The following is an 18,919-nucleotide window of genomic DNA, read 5'->3' as shown; positions in this document are numbered from 1 at the left end:
GACGACAGACGGACCACCATGACCATCAAATTCGCGGCCATTGGCCTCAACCATTCCCATATCTACGGCCAGGTGAACCTGCTGTTGCGCGAGGGCGCGGAGCTGGTGGCTTTCCACTCGCCCGAGGATGATCTCGCGGCGCAGTTCAGCGAGAAGTTCCCGCAGGCGAGGCGCGTTGCCGACCAGCGGGCCATTCTCGAGGACCCGTCGATCGCAATGGTGCTGACCGCAGCGATCCTGAGTGAGCGCGCGGCAATTTCGATAGCGGCGATGCGGCACGGCAAGGACGTGATGAGCGACAAGCCGGGGATGACGAGCCTCGCGCAGCTCGCTGAGATCAAGAAGGTGCAGGCCGAGACCGGGCAGATCTATTCCGTTTGCTATTCCGAGCATTTCGAGACCCGCTCGACGGTGAAGGCCGGCGAACTGGTGCAGGCGGGCGCGATCGGCCAGGTGATCAACACCGTGGGGCTTGGGCCGCATGCCATCCGCAACAACCAGCGGCCGGACTGGTTCTTCGATCGGAAGCGCTATGGCGGCATCCTCTGCGATATCGGGAGCCACCAGTGCGAGCAGTTCCTGTTCTTCTCGGGCACCGACACCGAGGCCGAAGTGGTTTCGGCTTCGGTGAACAACCGCGGCAATCCTGGGAAGCCCGGGCTGCAGGACGTGGGCGACATGCACCTCAAGACCCCGACCACCACCGGCTATGTACGGGTGGACTGGTTCACTCCGGCAGGGCTGCCGACTTGGGGCGACGGGCGGCTGACCATCTTGGGCACCGAGGGCTACATCGAGTGCCGGAAGTACATCGACATCGCCGGGCGGCCAGGGACCGACCACCTGTTCCTCGTCGACAAAAACGGCACGCAGCATATCGACTGCTCGGCGCAGGACCTGCCCTATGGGCGGCAGCTGATCGCTGATGTGTTGAACCGCACTGAAACGGCGATGCTGCAGGTGCGCGCCTTCAAGGCGATGGAACTGGCTTTGACGGCGCAGGCGATGGCCGAGCGCGGAACGGTGTGGGCGCAATGAGCAGGATTTACACGGTCGCCGTCGTCGGCGGCGGCATCGGCAAGAGCCACATCGTCGAGGGCTACGAGAACAACAAGGACCGCTTCAAGGTCATCGCGATCTGCGATCTCGATGCGGGTCGCCGCGACGGGCTGGCCGACGAGTTCGGCATCGAGCGCCGGGTGGAGAAGTTCGACGACCTCCTGGCGATGGACGACCTCGACATCATCGACGTCTGCACCCCGCCGATGGTGCATTACCCAATGGTCGTGGCGGCGCTGAAGGCCGGCAAGCACGTGATCTGCGAGAAGCCACTGGTCGGCTCGCTCGCCGAGGTCGACGAGATCATCGCGCTGGAAAAGCAGAGTCGCGGCAAGCTGATGCCGGTGTTCCAGTATCGCTACGGCAACGGCATCGAGCAGGTGAAGCGCATCATCGACGCCGGCATCGCGGGCAAGCCCTATGTAGGCACAGTCGAGACGCTGTGGCGGCGCGGGCCCGACTATTATGCGGTGCCGTGGCGCGGCAAATGGAAGACCGAACTCGGCGGCGTGCTGATGACGCATGCGATCCATCCGCACGACATCTTCACCTACCTGATGGGCGAGCCAAAGAGCCTGTTCGGCCGGGTGGCGACGCGGGTGAACAATATCGAGGTCGAGGACTGCATTTCGGCTTCGCTGGAGATGGAGTCGGGAGCGCTCGCAAGCTTCACGGCGACGCTCGGCTCGGCCGACGAGATCAGCCGCATCCGGCTGGCGTTCGAGAACGTGACCTTCGAGAGCGACCACGAGGCTTACAACCCGGGCAAGCTGCCGTGGAAGATCCTGCCGCGGAACGATGAGACCAAGGCGAAGATCGATGCGCTGCTGGCCGACTGGCAGGACGTGCCGTCGCGCTTTGCCACGCAGATGCGCCGCTTCTGGGATGCGCTGGAGGGGCTGGCGCCGATGCCGGTGACATCGAGCGATTCCCGCCGGGCGCTCGAGATCGTCACCGCATTCTACCATTCGTCCGAGACGCACGAGGAGGTAAGCTTCCCCGTGACCGCGACCCATCCGAAATACCGCAGCTGGCTGCCCAAGGAGTTCGTGTGATGTCGACGAGTGTGGTGCTGCAGCAGGTCGAGAAGCGTTATGGCGACGTGGAGGTGATCCACGGCATCGACCTCAACATCGAGCCGGGTGAGTTCACCGTGTTCGTCGGGCCTTCGGGCTGCGGCAAGTCCACCCTGCTGCGGATGATCGCCGGGCTGGAGCCGATCTCGGGCGGGAGCCTGTTGATCGACGGCGATAGGATGAATGAGGTGCCGGCGGCCAAGCGCGGCATCGCCATGGTGTTCCAGAGCTACGCCCTCTACCCGCATATGTCGGTGTACCAGAACCTGGCGTTCGGGCTGGAGACAGCGCGGTTGCCTAAGGCCGAGATCGCCAAGCGGGTGCAGCGGGCGGCAGAGATCTTGCGGATCGAGCCGCTGCTGAAACGGAAGCCGAAGCAGCTCTCCGGCGGGCAGCGCCAGCGCGTCGCCATCGGGCGGGCGATTGTGCGCGAGCCGCGGATCTTCCTGTTCGACGAGCCGCTATCGAACCTCGATGCCGAGTTGCGCGTGCAGATGCGGGTGGAGATCGCAAAACTCCACAACGACCTCGGCAACACCATGATCTACGTGACCCATGACCAGGTCGAGGCGATGACCATGGCCGACAAGATCGTGGTGCTGCAGGCCGGGGTCATCGAGCAGGTTGGCGCGCCGCTCGAGCTATACAACCACCCGAAGAACCGCTTTGTCGCCGGTTTCATCGGCTCGCCGAAGATGAACTTCCTCGAGGCCAAGGTGGAAAGCGCCGACGGCGCCGGGGCCAAGCTCCGAACCGGTGGCAGCGAGATTGTGGTGAACCGCAAGGTCGATGCCGGCGATGCGGTGACCTTCGGGGTGCGGCCCGAGCATATCGGCATCACCGAAGGCTCGGGCGTGCAACTGGCCAATGTGAAGGTCGACCTGGTGGAGCAGCTGGGTGGGCAGACCATGGTCTACGCGACGACCGCCGATGGGCAGGCGATGATCATCGCCGTGGACGGACAGCGGCCGGTGGAGCTGGGCTCGACGCTGACGGCCTACGTGGACCCCGCGCGGTACCACGTGTTCGGCAAGGACGGGCGAGCAATCTAGACCAACAGGGTCTGGGCGATGGCGCTCCGCTTGGCGATGGCGCCGGCCGAGTCCGCCGGCCGCTCGAAATCGCGCACGAAGATCGCGACTGCGTCGTGCAGCGACGCCGTGGCGCTGAATGCAGCGTTGGCCGAGAGCGTCGCGATGTAGGCCAACATGATCGCGATGTTGCGCTCGGGATCGATCAGCTCGGCCGGATCGTGGCCATGGCCGACGCCCTTGAGATTGAGCTGGAACAGGCCATAGCTCTGCTCGCTGCCAGCCGACTTGATGTCGGGCTTGAGCCCGGATTCGCCGATGGCGTTGGCGATCGCCGCGATCTGCTGGATGACGCCATAGCCGGCCTCGGCGAAGCGCAGTGCGATGAGCTTGGCCATATCGCGGCGGGCGGCCGGGACTTCGGGAGAGTCGAAATTGATCCGGCCGCTGACTGCGCCATCGGGCAGCATGGCGGTGGCCGTGTCGTCGATCAGCTGGTCGCCGGCGGTCAGGACGAAGGGCTTCGTCGCCTCGAGCGCAGCCGTCAGCGCCGTCGATATCGCCTTCAGCGCCGCTTCGACGCTGCCGGTGCCGAGCAGCGCCGCGTCACGTGTGGCGAGGTTGGCGACGTCGATGCCGTCGCCGTTTGCGGACGCGAGATCGATGGCCGAGACGATGTCGGCGAGCTTGGCCTTCCGATCCTGCAGCGCTGCGACAGCCGCCTTGCTGCCTACCAGCTGAGAGAAATAGAGCTCGGCAGCGGTCGGCTGGCTACCGAGCAGGGCCGCAAACCGCTGCTGCGCGAGGCGCGCGGTTATGGCGAATACGGCGACCTGCAGGCTCCATGAACCGATTGCCTGAGGCGTGGCGTCCAGCATGAATTGCGGCTGCTTGCTGCTGAGCGCCCACTCGCCGGGCGAGAAGGCGTAGGGTCCTGTTCCGCCGCCAGCGGAGGCACCATCGGTGATGTTGGTGCGCAGCGCCGCGACGGCGGCAATGTAGTGGGCGCTGACGCCGAAAAGCAGCGCCTGCCAATGGCACTCGAGCGCGAAGAGCTGCTTGTCGAGCGGGCCCAGCGTGTCGGCCGCCTGATCGACAGCCGCGGCGCTGACCCAACCCTTGGGCGTTCCCGGCAGGTCGATCAGCGTGACCTCGAGCCAGGCACTGTGCGTGTTGCCGACGGTGACGCGGGTGCCACCGGGAACCTGCATGACCTCCGCACCATTGGGTGCGTCACGCAAGGTGCGCGTGTCCTTTAGTACCGCCATGACGACCTCCTGGGATGTTGAATGCCGGCGCGCCGCCGGCGGCTGGATCACTTGACGAGCGCGCCGGCTTCCCGGGCGTTGGCGACCTGACGGTCGGCGCAGGATTGACCGTTCGCCTCCCGTACCGCCTTGCGCAGCGCGTCCATCTGCACTGGCCCGATTCCGCGTGTGGTGATTTCCGGGTCGGGCTCGCCATAGCCGTCGAAGAACTCGGCCATCGCCTCGTGCGTCGCCGACCCGGGGTTTCCGTCGACCTCAGCGCAGATCGCGAGTTGCACGGCCTCCCACTGCCCGCGCCGCACCAGCTTCTCGTAGGCGTTGAGGCCAGGCGCTTCGGCAGGTGGCGTGACAACACCGGGTAGCCGGATATCGGCGTTTGCGAGCACGTCGGCAGGGCCGGCAGAGCGGACGCTCACCTCGATATTGGTGCCGGTCCGGCCGGCTTTCGGCTCCGCGACGCTGTCGCTGATGTGTTCGATGAGCTGGCCTTCGATGGTCACCGGCAGGCACATGTTGAGGTAGCCGCGGACCGCGCTGTAGGCCGAGGCGGGGCTATTGATGGTGCCCCGCTTGTCGTCGGCGGCCTGCTTGTAGGCGGCCATGGTCTTCTGCACGAACTTCTGCGTGTTGGCCGGCGGCAGCTCGTAGAGGAACGTGCCCGCGACCACATCGGTCATGCTGCCGGCGAGGCCGAAGGCCTGGGCGATCACGCCCATGGTGACGCTCGCCGTTCCGGTGATCTGGAGGATCGCGCTGGTGGTCTGGTCGAAGGCGTTGAGCCCCGACTTGATCGCCGCCGTCCGGCGGTTGAAGGCGAACAGCGAGTCGAAATAGACCGCGCATTCGTCGTCGACATAGTTGAAGCCGGCGAGCGCCACTTCGTACCAGTCGGAGCCGCCATAGCCGAGGACATCCGCGTCGGCGCGCAGCGCCTCGATCAGTATCTTGTGCTCGGACACGCTGGTCGCGACGGCCCTGCCGTCAAGCTTGGGCGAAACCACGCGCGGCGTCAGCGAAGAACACGCTGCTACGAGGATCACCAGCGCGGCCGCAAACGCACGCGCAACGATGCCTGCGCCGGCGATGTGCCGACGCGCTGAATTCAACGCCGCCATGATGAAACGCCCTGCCCCCGAGGCACCAACAACAAGATCGGCGCCGCCGAGAAAGAGGTATCACGCCGCCTGCGGACGTAACGTTGGGGAGACTACGTGGGGGATTCGACGGATTGGATCTGTCAGTTGTTGGCAGACGGCTCTCGGCGCCCCTACTGCCCCGCCAGCAGCTCCGCATTGCCGCCGCTGGCTGTCGTGTCGATGCAGACATGCCGCTCGGTGATCAGCCGTTCGGCATCGCTTGGCCGGGTGATGAGGGGGATGATCACGCCCTCGCGCCGGGATAGCGCTTGCCGCCAGGGGCGGAGGTCGGCGTCGGTGCCGAAATGCATGATCGCGTCGACGCTGAGGCCGGCTTCGATGGCGGCGGGCGACAGTTTCTTGTCGAGGCCGCCGATGGGCTCGCCATTGGCGCCGAGCGCTTCGGCGATGCGGCTGGCGCCGGGGGCGACGACGAGCACGCCGTTGCCCTGTTCCAGCGCCAATGTGGCCTGCTGCAGGGCGCTCTCGGTGCCGGGACCGAGGCAAAGCACGACCCCACGCGGCCAGGTGTAGAGCGTGTTGGATTCGCCGGTGGGGCCTGGCAGCGTCTGCTGGGCCGGCTCGATGCCGACGCGTTCGATGCCGATCTTCACCTGGTCGACGGCTGCGATGGCAAAGCCGATGGAAAGGCCGGAGAGCGGGTTGACGCTGGTGGAGGGCTCGAACCGCTCCTCCGGGCGCCAGAAGCGCTTGAGGTAGTTGGGGCCGCCGGCTTTCGGGCCGGTGCCACTGAGGCCTTCACCGCCGAACGGCTGCGAGCCGACCACGGCGCCGATCTGGTTGCGGTTGACGTAGATATTGCCGGCGCGGACGCGGTCGGAGATCTGCTCGACGCGGCCATCGATGCGGGTGTGGAGGCCGAATGTGAGGCCGTAGCCCGAGGCGTTGATGGCGGTGATGACGGCGTCGAGGTCTTCCGCCCTGAAGGTCGCGACGTGGAGGACCGGGCCGAAGATCTCTTCCTTCATCTCGGCGATACCCGAGACCTTGAGCACGGTAGGGGCGACGAACGTCCCCTGCTCCGGCGCGGCGAGCTGGTGCAGCACGGCGTCGCGGGCGGCGAAATCGGCGATGTAGGCATCCATCTTCGCCTTGGCCTTGGCATCGATCACCGGGCCGATATCGACGGAGAGGTCCCACGGGTCGCCGAGCTTCAGCTCGTCCATGGCGCCGTAGAGCATTTCGAGGGTCCGCTCGGCGGCGTCTTCCTGCACGTAGAGGATGCGGAGCGCCGAGCAGCGCTGGCCGGCAGACTGGAAGGCAGACGAGAGGATGTCGCGCACCGCCTGCTCGGGGAGCGCGGTGGAGTCGACGATCATCGCGTTGAGGCCGCCGGTTTCGGCAACAAGGGCGGCACCGGCCACCAGGTTGTCGGCCATCTTCACGTCGATGGCCTTGGCCGTGGCGAGCGAGCCGGTGAAGCAGACGCCATCGATGCGCGGATCGGAGGTGAGCACCGAGCCGACCACCGGACCGGAGCCGGGGACCAACTGGACCACCTCCTCGGGGATGCCCGCCTGGTACATCAGGCGGACGGCGAGCGCGGCGATCAGCGGCGTGGTTTCGGCGGGTTTGGCCAAGACGGTGTTGCCGGCGACCAGCGCGGCGGCGACCTGGCCGGTGAAGATGGACAGCGGGAAGTTCCACGGCGAGATGCAGGTGAACACCCCCAACGGCTGGCGGGGCTCACTCGCTTCAGCCTCGGCGGCGTAGAAGCGGAGGAAATCGACGGCCTCGCGGACTTCGCCGACGGCGTCAGCGAGCGTCTTGCCGGCCTCGCGGGCGCAGAGCGCGAAGAACTCGGCGGCGTTGTCCTCGTAGAGATCGGCGACCTGGCGCAGCAGCAGCGCGCGCTCGGCGACCGGGCGGGCGGCCCAGCCTGGGGCGGCGTCCTTGGCGGTGGCGATGGCCAGTTCCAGCGTCTCGGGCCCTGCCCCGATGGCGTCGCCCACCGGCTCGCCGGTGGCCGGGCTGACGATGTTGAACTGCTCGCCTTGGCAGCCGGCGACCAGCGAAGCCGGCACAGCGTGCCAGCGCTTCTCGCTCGGGCGAAAGCGGTCACGATCGGCCAGCAGGTACTGGACGACCAGCGGATCGGTGAGATCGTGGCCGCGCGAGTTGGCGCGTGTTGGAGCGAACAGGCCGTTCGGCGCGCGCACTTTGACCTTGGCGGTTTCGACCGCCTCGAAAGGGTCGTGTACCACCTCGGCGGCGGGCACGTCGCGATCGGCGATCATGTTGACGAACGAGCCGTTGGCGCCGTTTTCGAGCAGGCGGCGCACGAGATAGGCGAGGAGATCGGAGTGGCGGCCAACCGGCGCATAGATGCGGGTGCGGGTCTGGTGCTCGTCGTGGAGGATCTGGTGCAGCCGCTCGCCCATGCCGTGGAGGCGCTGGAACTCGAAGGCGTCGTTGCCGACGCCGAGGGTCTGCGCCAGCTCGAGCACAGCGGCGACAGTGTGGGCGTTGTGGGTGGCGAATTGCGGATAGATGCGGTTGGTCTTCGACAGCAACCGCTTGGCGTTCGCGATGTAGCTCACATCGGTCGCGGCTTTGCGGGTGAACACTGGGAAGCCTGATAGACCCAGCACCTGGGCGCGCTTGATCTCGCTATCCCAATAGGCGCCCTTCACCAGCCGCACCATGACGCGGCGATCGAGCTGCTCGGCCAGCGCCTCGATCCAGTCGATGACATGGCTGGCGCGCTGGCCATAGGCCTGCACCACGATACCAAAGCCGTCCCAGTCGCTGAGGCGCTCGTCCGAGAGAACGGCGGCGATGACATCGAGGCTGAGGTCGAGCCGGTCGGCCTCCTCGGCATCGATGTTGAAGCCCATGTTGGCGCCGCGGGCCATCATGGCGAGGGCAAGCGTGCGCTCGACCAGCTCATCCATCACCCGCTCGCGCTTCATGAATTCGTAGCGCGGGTGGAGGGCGGAGAGCTTTACCGAAACGCCCGGGTTATCCCGGACCGAGCCGGCCGTGGAGCGGGTGGCGAGCACGGCGATCGCCTCGGCATAGGCGGCGCGGTAGCGCTTGGCGTCGGCCTCGGTGCGGGCCGCTTCGCCGAGCATGTCGTAGGAATAGGTGAAGCCGTCTTTCTCGGCGCGGCGCGCGATGCGGGTCGCCTCCTCGATGTCGCGGCCGAGCACGAACTGGCTGCCGAGGATCTTCATCGCCTGCATCACCGCGGAGCGGATCACCGGCTCGCCGATGCGCTGCACGAAATTCTTGATAGTGCCGGCGATGCCTGCCCCGCCCTCGCGCAGCACCGAGCCGGTAAGGGTGAGCGCCAGGGTGGAGACGTTGACCAGCGCCGAATTGGCGCGATCGAGATGCTCGGCCCAGCGCGACGGCGCGATCTTGTCCTCGATCAGGTCGTCGATGGTGCGGTTGTCGGGGACGCGCAGCAGCGCCTCGGCGAGGCACATCAGCGCGATGCCTTCGTCGGTGGAGAGCGAATACTCGGCGAGGAAGGATTCCAGCATGCCCGAGGACTGGGCGGCGCGTACCTTCTCGACCAGGTTCAGCGCACGCGCGCCGATGGCGGCACGGTCCTCGGCGGAGAGCGCCGCATCGGCCTTGAGCCGCGCGATGGTCTCGGCCTCGTCGGCGAGGATGGCTGCCCGAATGCGGCCGCGGAGTTCGTTGAGATCGCCCATTTATGCCCCCGTGCCTGACTGTGGCACGCGTCGCTGATTTGTGTGGGGAAAATGTGATGGGCCGCACAGGATTTTAGCTGGACTAAAAGTCGCAGCGGTCATTCCGTCGCCAGGCCGGCGACGCTTCGGGTGGAGCGTCCGTTCCGAAGTTCCCGGCGTCGTGACTTGCATCCGAAACGACCGATCTATAGTATATCTTTCTGGAGATAGACGAACGACTTGACCGCCGGACACGAAGGCAAGACGTCGATGGCGACAGTTGCCGCGGCCATCTCTATCCGCGCGATTATTACAACATCTATGTTCGGCCGCCTGGGGCGACCAATACTGACAGATGTCGCGCAGGAAGGAGCTTACGTCATGAGGCTTCTTGCAAGGTTTACATCATTTAGATTTCTGATGGTTGTTTGCCTGGCTTTATTCTTGCCGGTGAGCGCAGCCAATGCCGCCTTGACCGATGAGCAACGGGATGCGTTGCGCACCTATTTCGAGGCCAACGACAAGGTAGCGTCGTTCGGCTCAAAGCCGCTGGAATTGCTGAACAGGCCCGAGCTGAACGATTTCTTCGAGCAATACGGCAACGCGTTGCTGCTGGTGCGCATCGGCAATGACCTGCAGAGCGCCAATGATGGCGAAGCGCTCAAGAAAGTCCTCGAAAAGATCGGTGAGGAAGCCCTCAAGAAGATGGGGAGCTTCGATCCGGCGGTCGCTGCATTCATGAAGGGCTTCAGCGCCTTCAGCTGGGTCAAGACCGGCATGGAGCTGGTAAACAAGTTCGTCTACGAGCCCGCTGTCACTCAGGCGGTGGTGGATGGGTATGCCCGGCGTCGCGACAACGGGGCGCCCCCCGAGGAGGCAATCGTCAACATTTCCTTCGGTGCGATGCGGGTCATGGCGACCGAGGAGTTCTTCAAGCAGTACACCAAGGATGCCCTCATCGTTCCGGGAACCAGGGACAAGCTGACTCCAGAGTGGGAAGCCAAGCTGGACCAGTTCCTCAACGCCTGGGTCGAAGACATGTACCAGCAGCAGCTGGCCGAGAAGGCCAAGGCTGCGCTCGCTGCAAAGGCCAAGGCTGCGGAGGGGGAGGTCGCGAGCCTCGACAAGCAGCTGCTCGAGATGCTGGGCGGCGAGGTCGATGAATCGATCGCGATCCTCCTCGATGCCTCGGGCAGCATGGAGGAACAGGGCCGCATGGATAAGGCCAAGGCCTCAGCGCGCCAGGTGATCGGCCAGATGAGCGGCAAGGTCGAGGTCGCCCTGATCGTCTTTTTCGAATGCGGAGACATCCGCGTCGTGCAGGACTTCACCACCACCTCGGCGCCGCTGCTGGCCGCCCTCGAACCGATCACGCCCAGCGGCGGCACCCCACTTGCCGCGGGTATCAGCTTTGCCAAGGAGCATTTGCGCGCCAACGGCAAGGGCAAGAGCCAGCGCCTCGTCGTCTTGACCGATGGGGCGGAGAGCTGCAGTGGCGACCTGATCGGGGCCGCCAAGGAATAGTCGAACCTCGCGCACAGGGGGACCTGATGAGCGCCAAGCGTATCGCCGCCACCCTCGCCTTCTTCCTGGCCCTGCTCTACCCGGCCGCCCAGGCGCAGCAGGCCCCGGGCCTGGTTCCTCCGCCAACTAGCGGCCAGCCCGCGGTTGGCCAAGGTCCGGGTCCTGCGCCCGGCAAGATCGACATCGACCTGCAGATCATCGGCTTCGGCGTCGACGAAGCGACCAAGGCGCAGCTGGAGGAAGCGGCCAAGGCTGGCGGCGGCCAGTACTACGCCGCCGAGAACCAGCAGCAGCTCACCGACGCGCTGGGCAAGGCGACAGGCCTCGGTTCGGGCAGCCCGGCAGACGCGTCGGCACGCCCGGCCGTGATGCTGGTGCTCGACGAGTCCAACAGCATGTGGGGCCAGATCGAGGGCCGGGCCAAGATCGAGATCGCCCGCGAATCCGTCCGCTCGCTGCTGCAGTCCTGGAACACCGCCGCAGACCTTGGTCTGGTCGCCTACGGCCACAACCGCACGTCCGACTGCACCGATATCGAGACACTGCGGTCGGTCGCCCCGCTCGACGCCGGCGCGTTCAGCACGCTCGTCGACAACCTGACGCCGCGCGGCAAGACCCCACTCACCGAGGCTGTTCGCCGCGCCGCCGACGACCTCGCGACCACCGACCGACCGGCCAGCGTCATCCTCTTCTCCGACGGCATCGAGACCTGTGGCGGCGACCCCTGCGCCCTCGCCGGCGAACTCGCCAAGATGGGCGTCAACTTCTCCGTCCACGTGATCGGCTTCTCGGTCGCCGCCAACGAAAAGCAGCTGGCCTGCCTCGCCGAACAAACCGGCGGGCTATACCTCACCGCCGACAACGCCCCGCAGCTGCAGCAGGCGCTGCAGACCGTCGCCAACCGTGCCGCAACGCCGGCGGCGACCGACCTCATCACGCTCGAGGCGCTCGACCAGGCCGGCAACGCCATCACCACGGGCGTCATCTGGACCGTTACCTCGCTGGCGAGCGAAGACACCGTTCCGCTCACGGCAGGCGTGTCGCGGCCAGCTCTGCCGCTGGCGCCCGGCCAATATCTTGCAGAGGCCGCTGTAGGAACGGCCACCGGCCGCACCCCATTCGAAGCCGTCGCCAAGCAGGCGCAGACCGTGCAGGTGCGGCTTGGCATCGGATCGCCGGTTCAGGCGCTGGCCTGCGGCGAGCCCAACAACAGCTTCGCGGCCGCTCCCCCGTTCGACATCGCGCGCGGCATTCAGGACAGCATCAGCCCGCAGGGCGATGTCGACTTCTGCGCGCTCGACGTTCCGGGCGCGGGGCTCCTGACGATTGCTGCGAACTCCATGCCCTCGCCTGTCGACCTCGTGGCGCGCGTCGACGACATCGATCGGCGGCTGGTGCGGGACTGGACATCCGCATTGCTTCCCGGTACCGCGCCGGCAGAAGCCGATTTGCCCGAGGCAGGGCGCTACATCATCGAGATGTCGGACAGCTACTCCGATGCGACCTCGCCCGACCCCTACTCGCTGGCGCTGTCCTTCACCCCGGCCATCGACGCAACCGAGCCCAATAACAGCCTGACCCGGCCCGCGATCCTGTCCCTCGGGACCCCCACGGATGTCGCCGTATTCCCGCGCACCGAGCACAATTTCCTCGCCGTGGAAGTGGAGGAGCACGGTGAATTGACGGTGACCGCCAGCGGCGTCCCCGCGGCGATCGATCCTGCGCTGCGCCTCTACGGGCCAGACAACGCCATGCTCCGCGACTGGCAGTCGACGCCAGCCGGCGTCGACAATACCTTCGTCGTCGATCTGCCCGGGCCCGGCCGCTATGTCATCGAGCTTGCAGATTCCTATGACGACGCGCGCTCGCCCGCTCCGCTGAAGCTCAACGCGGCGTTCATTGCATCACCGGATGCCAATGAGCCCAACAACACGAGCGTGGCTGCAACGAGCCTCGCCTTCGGCGTGCCAACCCAGCTCACCATCCTGCCGCGCGGCGACCGCGACAACTTCGTGCTCGACGCCGCGCACCGCGGCCGCCTGTCGATCGCGGCCACTGGCGTCGCGGGGATCGAGGTGGCGATGCGGCTGGTCGACAGCAACCTCAACGTCGTCCGCGATTGGGCGACGGCACCGGCCGCGGGCGCCCCCTTCACCTTCGATGCCGACCTGCCCACAGCTGGCAAGTACTGGCTGCTGGTGGCCGACGCCTATGACGACGGGCGTTCCATTCTGCCGGTGACGCTGACCGCGACGCTGACCGCCGCCGAGGACGCGCTCGAGCCGAACGACCGCCCACGGGACGCCAAACCGCTCGCGCTCGGCTCGCCCTTGCAGGCCAGCATCCTGCCGCGCGGCGATCACGATCTCTACCTGCTCGATGCCACCGCGGGGCCGCTCACCGTCCGTGCCTCTCAGGTCCCCGTCAACATCGACGTCGCGATGCGCCTGCTCGACGCCAACCTCGACGTAGTCGCCAACTGGACGTCCTCGCCTGCCCCCGGCGCCGATGGCGAGCTGAAGCTCGAGGTGCCGGCCGGCGGCCGCTACTGGCTCGAAGTGGCCGACAGCTACGACGACGCAAGCGCGCCGGACTCGTTCACCTTGACGGCGACGCAACCCTAGTCGGGCCGGCGCGCTCGGGAACCTGAACCGAGCCTGAACGCGCCTCTCATGCGAAGCTCACTGACCATCTGCTAGGTTCAACACTGGGGGCATGGTTGCCAACTTGGAAGCGAAGGACCCCCAAAATGAAACAGATCTTGGCGATTGCAGCACTGGCCCTCACCGGTACATTTGCTCCGCTTGCTCATGCACAAGACGACATCGCGTTGGGTGAGCCGGGATATGGCGGGACTGGCTGCCCGGGTGGCAGCGTCTCGGCGACCCTAAGTCCTGACGCGAAATCACTGAGCCTGCTGTTCGACGCCTATTCGGTCGAGGCGGGTGGCGACACCGGCAGGACGTTCGACCGCAAGAGCTGCAACGTTGCCATCCCGGTACTCGTCCCGCAGGGGCTTTCCATCTCCGTCCTGGCCATCGATTACCGCGGCTACAACAATGTCCCCGTCGGCGCCAACTCGCAGTTCAACGTCGAGTACTTCTTCGCGGGCGCGCGTGGCCCGACCTTCACTCGGAGGTTCAATGGCCCCAAGGACGAGGACTATCTGATCCACAATGAACTGGTGGCACAGGCCATCGTCTGGTCGGCCTGCGGTGCAGACGTGAACCTGCGCACCAACTCGAGCATCAGGGTCACCACCACCGGCAACAAGCAGGCCCTCGCAACCGTTGATTCCGAGGACGTGAGCGCCGCCATCGTCTACCTGCTTCAGTGGAAGCAGTGCTAGCGCACCTCACCCGGGCAAAGGGGACGGCACGCGCCGTCCCGCTTGCTCGGGGACGGACGCCGGGAGTCGGCGAATAGCAGGAGGCTTGGGGGTAGGAACGGGGAGTTTCACCGTGCGAGCCTTACTGTTGGCCTTATCCATTCTCGCGATCAGCCTGCCTGCCTACGCCCAGACCGGTTTGCGCCTGGGCAAAGCAAGCTACGGCGGAACAGGCTGTCCCGCCGGCACCGCAGCAGTGGCGCTGAGTGCCGACAAGAAGAGCCTCAGCCTGAGGTTCGATCGGTACCAGGTTGCCGCGGGCGGAAGCCGCAGCTTCGACCGCAAGAGTTGCAACCTGGCCATTCCCCTCAGTGTTCCCCAGGGCATCTCGGTGTCGGTCGTGGCGGTGGACTATCGCGGCGTCAACCGCCTGCCGGCCGGCGCCAAGGCGCAGTTCAGGGCCGAGTACTTCTTCGCCGGAGGGCGCGGGCCGGTCCTGACGCGGGCCTTCGATGGACCGCTACAGGGTCGGTTCGCGTTATCCGACACCATCGGAGCCAAGGTGTGGTCGGCGTGCGGAGCGGACGTCATCCTGCGCAGCAACACCAGCCTGCGCGTCAGCACCAGCGGGGGGCGCGCGGCATCCTCGAGCATCAGGTCGCAGGACATCAAGACCGCCATCGTCTACCGCCTGCAGTGGCGGAACTGCTAGAAAGGCCAGCGCATGAACATCAAGTTCGTTTTCGGCTTCCTCACGCTCGCACTCGCCAACCCCCTTGCCACCGCTGTCATGGCGCAGGACGGATGCCCGCAGGGCACCTATTCGGTGGTCAACTCGCCCGACGGCACGGCGCTGAGCATTCTCTTCGATGCGTTCCTGGTTTCCGCTGGGGACGAGCAAAAGCAGTGCAGCCTGTCGGTTCCCCTGCATCTGCCGGAGGGCTACAGCCTCGGTGTCTACCGCGTCGACTATCGCGGCTATGCGCACCTGGCACGCAAGGAAACGTCGGAGCTGACCGTCGACTACCAGTTGGGTCCGCGGAACAAGGGCCGCCACTTCCGCCGCACCACCAAGGGCGAGCACGATGGCGAGTTCCTGTTCACCGAAAACATCGGCGCCGGCCTGATGAAACGGGTGGGTTGCGGCGACGAGGCCGTCCTCAACGTCTCGGTGAAACTGGCGCTGACTGGCGCCGGTGAAGCGATGGCGACGCTGGACTCGGCGGACGGCGCCGCCAAGGGCGGGCTGATCTACTACTTCGACACCAAGAAATGTAAACCGTGACCGCTCTGGGCCATGAGTTGCCTCTCGTGGGCGACTGCTTTGAGCCATAGGCCATCGTCGCCCTTGCCTAGCTCCCGTGGTGGCGGCTACGGATCGGAGGAACGGTGACAGGCGCGCATTTTGACGGATACAAGCCCGCTAGTGTTGTTTCGCACTCCCTATTTCCGGGGGCCGGTGCCGCTCGAGGGCGTGCCGGCGGGGCTACGCGGACATTTCACCACCGATGCAGCCCGGATTGCGGAAGCCGACGCGGTGGTGTTTCACATCCCCGACTGGAGGCCTAGCCAGTTACACGACACGCCGAAATATCCCGGACAAATGTGGGTGCTGTGGTCCATGGAAAGCGCCATCAACTACCCGCGCATGGCCGACCCTGCGTTCCTCAGCCATTTCGACCTGACGGTTACCTACGAGCGTACGGCTGACGTCTGGTCGTCTTACCTGCCGGGCCTCGCGCGATGGAACGCGGCCCTTGGCTTGACGCAGCCCGAGAAGACCGAGGCTGCCCCGCTCGTCATGTTCCAGACGGCGATCATCGATGGGTGCGGCCGCAACGCCTTTTCGCGCGCCCTGATGCGGCAGATTCCCGTCGACTCCTACGGACGGGTCTATCGCAACCGCGAGCTCGGCGAGGACAAGGGCCGGCAGAGCAAGCTCGACACCATCGCGCGCTACCGCTTCTGCCTGTCGCTCGAGAACTCGATCGGCGCCGATTACGTCACCGAGAAGCTGTTCGATCCGCTGCTGGTCGGCACCGTGCCGGTCTACCGGGGCGCCCCCAACGCCGCCGAGTTCGCGCCTGAGCACTCGTATGTCGACGCCGAGGCCTATGGCGGAACCAAGGGCCTCGCGGAGTACCTGCGACACCTGATGAACAGCCCGGACGAGTACGAGGCCTACTTCGCCTGGCGTAGCAAGCCGCTGCCGGTGTGGATGCGCGAGAAGCTGGAGGCGACGGCGACGCCCTCTTGGGTCCGGCTTCTCGAACTGGTCCGCGAGGCACGGGCCGATCACAGGCGGGGCAGGCCCAGCCTTCCCTTCGGGCTCATGGCTGCGTTGTCCGCGCGCAGCACGCGGCTGGCTCGGCGGTTGACCGGCAAGCCGACGACGAAGGTGCAGTTCCAGTGACGGCAGATCCGGCTAGCCGCGACGCGGCGCACACCCTGCTTTGCGCCTGCATCAGGTTCGATGCCGATGCGGCGCACGCCGATGAGCTCAAGGTGCGCATCGACGTGATCGGGTGGGACCGCTTGCTTGCTTACGCCGACGAGCAGCGCCTGGGGTCGGTGCTGGTGCGCGCGGTGGCGCGGCAGGGGCTCGCCCCGGCGGTGCCGCCGCTGACGTTGCCGGATGGACGGATGACGGTCACCAAGGCCCTGGCGCAGCGCGAGGCTGACCATGTCGCCCGTCGGCTGGTGCTCAGGGAGCGCCTCGCGGAGATCACAACGGCCCTCGGTCGCGCAGGGATCGTGCCAATCGCGCTAAAGGGAGGCCGCTCGATCGTCACCGGACACCCGGACTGGCGGCACTTGCGCGACATGGACCTGCTCGTTGCGCCGCACTGGGCAGTCGAGGCGCAGGAAATCGTGTTGTCGCTGGGGTATCGGCTGGACGGCAAGCCCCGCCCTCGACTCGTCCATCACCACCTGCATGAGCTCTATCGTGACGACCTGCCCGGCTGGGTCGAGATCCACCGTCGCGGTGGCCCGTCGCGGGTAGAGCAGTTCCTGCCCACCGCAGAGCTGATCGCCGCCGCGGTCGCCTCCCCGACTGGTGTCGCGGTATTGCCGCCCCACCTCAGCGTGCTGCACGGCATGGTGCACCACCATGTCGGGCACCGTGCGGTGAAGCGGGCGCTGATCGAGCCCAAGGGCCTCTACGAGTTCGCCGCCGAGGTGATGGAGTTGGGTGCGGACGAACGTTACGCACTGGTCGCGCGAGCGGCGCGCCATCCGCGGCTGCTGGCGATCCTCGAGCTCTGGGTTGCGACGGCCGTCGACTTGTTCGGCATGCCCGTTGTGGCGCCGCTGCGGCTGGCCGAGGACGCCATGCAGTGGTGGGAGAACATGCGCGCGGCCGAGGGTGAGACGGGCATCGGTCCGGAACTGCGTGCGGCCAGACACCCGGAGCGCATGCGGCGAGCCCAGGGCGGCGAAAGTACCCTGCGACGGATGTACTGGTGGCTCGCGATGCCGCTGACCTTCGTCAAGCGGCCGATGATCCTGCCTCGACCGATGCGCCGCCAAGCGCCAACGCCTTGACGCGGTACTCGAGCACATCGGGTGCAGCGGCGGCGGCGCGGGCGAATGCCGCGGCGGCGCCGGTCCGATCCCCCATGCGCAGGAGCGCAAGCCCCATGAGGTCGTGGGCGTAGCAGCCAAAGATCCGCCGGTCATGCGCCAGAAGGTCGTCACAGAGGCTCTCCGCATCCTGGGCGACGAGCGCTTCCAGATCGGCCAGTGCGGCATCGGGCGCGCCGGCGTCGATCTGGGCGTGCGCGCGAAGGAAGCGAAGACTCCAGTTGGCGGGGTAGAGTTGAAGCCCGGTCTCGATCAACTCGCGCACATCCTCGCCGCGTTGCGCGCGGAGGCGGGCGTGGGTGTGAATCAGCATGCTGCGGAGGATGCGGCTCGATCGATCGGCAGGCACGGCGCGCGCCACGCCTTCCGCCGAGACGGCGATCGCCTCGTCTGTCTCACCGAGCCCGGCGAGGGTGTGTGCGAGGTCGTTCCAGTAGTAAACGCGGTCCGGATCGCGGAGGACGGCTGCCCGCAGCAGTGGCAGGTTGCGCAGGTACTTCCGGGTCATATCGCCGTCATAACCCAGGTGGACGAGCTTTGCCGGCACGTCGATCACGCGGGCGCCGATGTCTCGCTGCAAGACGTCGAGATCAGGCCGGATCGTCTCGTGCATGGCGCCCTTGAAGCGCAGCCGCGGATCATTCCGGAACAGCCGATACTCGCGGAACAGCGTCCGGTTGCTGGCCACTCGGAAGACGAGGCGAGCGCAAAAGACATCGGGCGAGGAAAGGCCCTCGCGCAGGTCCTCGCGCGTTGTTCCTACCAGCCGCTCATCGGCATCGATGTAGAGCAGCCACTCACACGAGGCAGCCGCCAGGCCAACATTACGAGCCGCTGCAAAGTCATCGTGCCATGCATACTCGATCACACGGGCGTCGTGCCGTCGCGCGATATCAATGGAGGCATCGGTGGAGCCCGTATCGACGACGACGACCTCGTCCACGAGGCCCTGCAACGACGACAAGCAGCCGTCGAGAAACGGCTGCTCGTTCTTGACGATCATGCAGGCGCTGATCCGGGGACCAGCACCAGCGCCAGATTCAAGAAGCGTTGCCAGCGGCCAGTGCCGGGCTGACGGTGAGACCGCCAATGGCAAAAGACACCACCACCGGGGCCGCGAAGGCCGAGGTGGTCACCAGCTTGCGCAGCGCGGCGCGGCGGCCCTGGTCAACAGTTTCGAGCGCCTGTTCGAGCCGCTCATGTTCATTCTTTTCGGACAAAGCAATCCCCTAAAAATGATCCCTCAACGA

Annotated in this window: 15 protein-coding genes; 10 read left to right on the top strand and 5 right to left on the bottom strand. The window is 66.3% G+C overall.

The window, feature by feature from the left end; translation table 11 throughout:
- Nucleotides 1-18: 18 nt before the first annotated feature.
- Genes AC1DWU_RS03875 through AC1DWU_RS03865 form a run of 3 tightly spaced genes read left to right on the top strand, consistent with a single transcriptional unit; the run spans nucleotide 19 to nucleotide 3,187 of the window.
- On the top strand, nucleotides 19-1,038 hold the full coding sequence (locus AC1DWU_RS03875; protein ID WP_477148652.1) for a Gfo/Idh/MocA family protein: 1,020 nt from the start codon (nucleotides 19-21) through the stop codon (nucleotides 1,036-1,038).
- Nucleotides 1,035-2,114: a Gfo/Idh/MocA family protein gene (locus tag AC1DWU_RS03870; RefSeq protein ID WP_477148651.1), complete on the top strand. Its 1,080-nt coding sequence runs from the start codon at nucleotides 1,035-1,037 to the stop codon at nucleotides 2,112-2,114. Before AC1DWU_RS03875 ends, AC1DWU_RS03870 begins: the two co-directional genes overlap by 4 nt.
- Nucleotides 2,114-3,187 carry an ABC transporter ATP-binding protein gene (locus AC1DWU_RS03865; protein ID WP_477148650.1) on the top strand — a complete coding sequence of 358 codons (1,074 nt, stop codon included), beginning with the start codon at nucleotides 2,114-2,116 and terminating at the stop codon, nucleotides 3,185-3,187. Before AC1DWU_RS03870 ends, AC1DWU_RS03865 begins: the two co-directional genes overlap by 1 nt.
- Here the strand turns inward: AC1DWU_RS03865 and AC1DWU_RS03860 are convergent.
- The 3 genes from AC1DWU_RS03860 to putA all read right to left on the bottom strand — a co-directional run bounded on the left by AC1DWU_RS03860 (nucleotide 3,184) and on the right by putA (nucleotide 9,253).
- On the bottom strand, nucleotides 3,184-4,434 hold the full coding sequence (locus tag AC1DWU_RS03860; RefSeq protein WP_477148649.1) for a phage tail tip lysozyme: 1,251 nt from the start codon (nucleotides 4,432-4,434) through the stop codon (nucleotides 3,184-3,186). The two genes, AC1DWU_RS03865 and AC1DWU_RS03860, sit on opposite strands and share 4 nt — an antisense overlap.
- A 47-nt stretch (nucleotides 4,435-4,481) precedes the next feature.
- On the bottom strand, nucleotides 4,482-5,549 hold the full coding sequence (locus AC1DWU_RS03855; protein ID WP_477148648.1) for a hypothetical protein: 1,068 nt from the start codon (nucleotides 5,547-5,549) through the stop codon (nucleotides 4,482-4,484).
- Nucleotides 5,550-5,701: 152 nt separating this feature from the next.
- The gene (gene putA, locus AC1DWU_RS03850; protein WP_477148647.1) at nucleotides 5,702-9,253 is read right to left on the bottom strand and encodes a bifunctional proline dehydrogenase/L-glutamate gamma-semialdehyde dehydrogenase PutA; all 3,552 of its coding nucleotides are present in this window, start codon (nucleotides 9,251-9,253) and stop codon (nucleotides 5,702-5,704) included.
- Between the two features lie 219 nt (nucleotides 9,254-9,472).
- Between putA and AC1DWU_RS03845 the strand changes: the two genes are divergently transcribed.
- From AC1DWU_RS03845 to AC1DWU_RS03815, 7 genes are all read left to right on the top strand, one after another.
- Complete coding sequence (locus tag AC1DWU_RS03845) at nucleotides 9,473-10,756, top strand: VWA domain-containing protein (protein WP_477148646.1); 1,284 nt, start codon at nucleotides 9,473-9,475, stop codon at nucleotides 10,754-10,756.
- A 26-nt stretch (nucleotides 10,757-10,782) separates the two neighbouring features.
- Nucleotides 10,783-13,380, top strand: coding sequence for a vWA domain-containing protein (locus tag AC1DWU_RS03840; protein ID WP_477148645.1), 2,598 nt, complete (start codon nucleotides 10,783-10,785; stop codon nucleotides 13,378-13,380).
- Between the two features lie 125 nt (nucleotides 13,381-13,505).
- The gene (locus tag AC1DWU_RS03835; protein ID WP_477148644.1) at nucleotides 13,506-14,105 is read left to right on the top strand and encodes a DUF4360 domain-containing protein; all 600 of its coding nucleotides are present in this window, start codon (nucleotides 13,506-13,508) and stop codon (nucleotides 14,103-14,105) included.
- Nucleotides 14,106-14,232: 127 nt separating this feature from the next.
- Nucleotides 14,233-14,796 (top strand): DUF4360 domain-containing protein, encoded by a 564-nt coding sequence (locus AC1DWU_RS03830; protein WP_477148643.1) that lies wholly within the window; start codon nucleotides 14,233-14,235, stop codon nucleotides 14,794-14,796.
- Between the two features lie 12 nt (nucleotides 14,797-14,808).
- Complete coding sequence (locus AC1DWU_RS03825; protein ID WP_477148642.1) at nucleotides 14,809-15,369, top strand: DUF4360 domain-containing protein; 561 nt, start codon at nucleotides 14,809-14,811, stop codon at nucleotides 15,367-15,369.
- Between the two features lie 141 nt (nucleotides 15,370-15,510).
- Nucleotides 15,511-16,497: a glycosyltransferase family 10 fucosyltransferase gene (locus tag AC1DWU_RS03820; protein ID WP_477148641.1), complete on the top strand. Its 987-nt coding sequence runs from the start codon at nucleotides 15,511-15,513 to the stop codon at nucleotides 16,495-16,497.
- Nucleotides 16,494-17,630, top strand: coding sequence for a nucleotidyltransferase family protein (locus tag AC1DWU_RS03815; RefSeq protein WP_477148640.1), 1,137 nt, complete (start codon nucleotides 16,494-16,496; stop codon nucleotides 17,628-17,630). The genes AC1DWU_RS03820 and AC1DWU_RS03815 overlap by 4 nt, the downstream gene beginning before the upstream one ends.
- Here the strand turns inward: AC1DWU_RS03815 and AC1DWU_RS03810 are convergent.
- Nucleotides 17,575-18,672, bottom strand: a complete 1,098-nt coding sequence (locus AC1DWU_RS03810) for a glycosyltransferase (RefSeq protein WP_477148639.1) — start codon at nucleotides 18,670-18,672, stop codon at nucleotides 17,575-17,577. The genes AC1DWU_RS03815 and AC1DWU_RS03810 overlap by 56 nt on opposite strands.
- 37 nt (nucleotides 18,673-18,709) lie before the next feature.
- A complete protein-coding gene (locus AC1DWU_RS03805; RefSeq protein ID WP_477148638.1) occupies nucleotides 18,710-18,889 on the bottom strand; it encodes a hypothetical protein in 180 nt (59 codons plus the stop codon).
- Nucleotides 18,890-18,919 lie beyond the last annotated feature (30 nt).

Source organism: Devosia sp. P2_G7 (assembly GCF_056403495.1).
This window is presented reverse-complemented; position numbering and strand designations above follow the sequence as displayed.

What these genes read in the sequence shown, in the direction of transcription:
- AC1DWU_RS03870 (WP_477148651.1), top strand. Translation starts at nt 1,035, where the DNA reads ATGAGCAGGATTTACACGGTCGCCGTCGTCGGCGGCGGCATCGGCAAG.
- AC1DWU_RS03810 (WP_477148639.1), bottom strand. Translation starts at nt 18,672, where the DNA reads ATGATCGTCAAGAACGAGCAGCCGTTTCTCGACGGCTGCTTGTCGTCG.
- AC1DWU_RS03825 (WP_477148642.1), top strand. Translation starts at nt 14,809, where the DNA reads ATGAACATCAAGTTCGTTTTCGGCTTCCTCACGCTCGCACTCGCCAAC.
- AC1DWU_RS03835 (WP_477148644.1), top strand. Translation starts at nt 13,506, where the DNA reads ATGAAACAGATCTTGGCGATTGCAGCACTGGCCCTCACCGGTACATTT.
- putA (WP_477148647.1), bottom strand. Translation starts at nt 9,253, where the DNA reads ATGGGCGATCTCAACGAACTCCGCGGCCGCATTCGGGCAGCCATCCTC.
- AC1DWU_RS03840 (WP_477148645.1), top strand. Translation starts at nt 10,783, where the DNA reads ATGAGCGCCAAGCGTATCGCCGCCACCCTCGCCTTCTTCCTGGCCCTG.
- AC1DWU_RS03860 (WP_477148649.1), bottom strand. Translation starts at nt 4,434, where the DNA reads ATGGCGGTACTAAAGGACACGCGCACCTTGCGTGACGCACCCAATGGT.
- AC1DWU_RS03875 (WP_477148652.1), top strand. Translation starts at nt 19, where the DNA reads ATGACCATCAAATTCGCGGCCATTGGCCTCAACCATTCCCATATCTAC.
- AC1DWU_RS03865 (WP_477148650.1), top strand. Translation starts at nt 2,114, where the DNA reads ATGTCGACGAGTGTGGTGCTGCAGCAGGTCGAGAAGCGTTATGGCGAC.
- AC1DWU_RS03855 (WP_477148648.1), bottom strand. Translation starts at nt 5,549, where the DNA reads ATGGCGGCGTTGAATTCAGCGCGTCGGCACATCGCCGGCGCAGGCATC.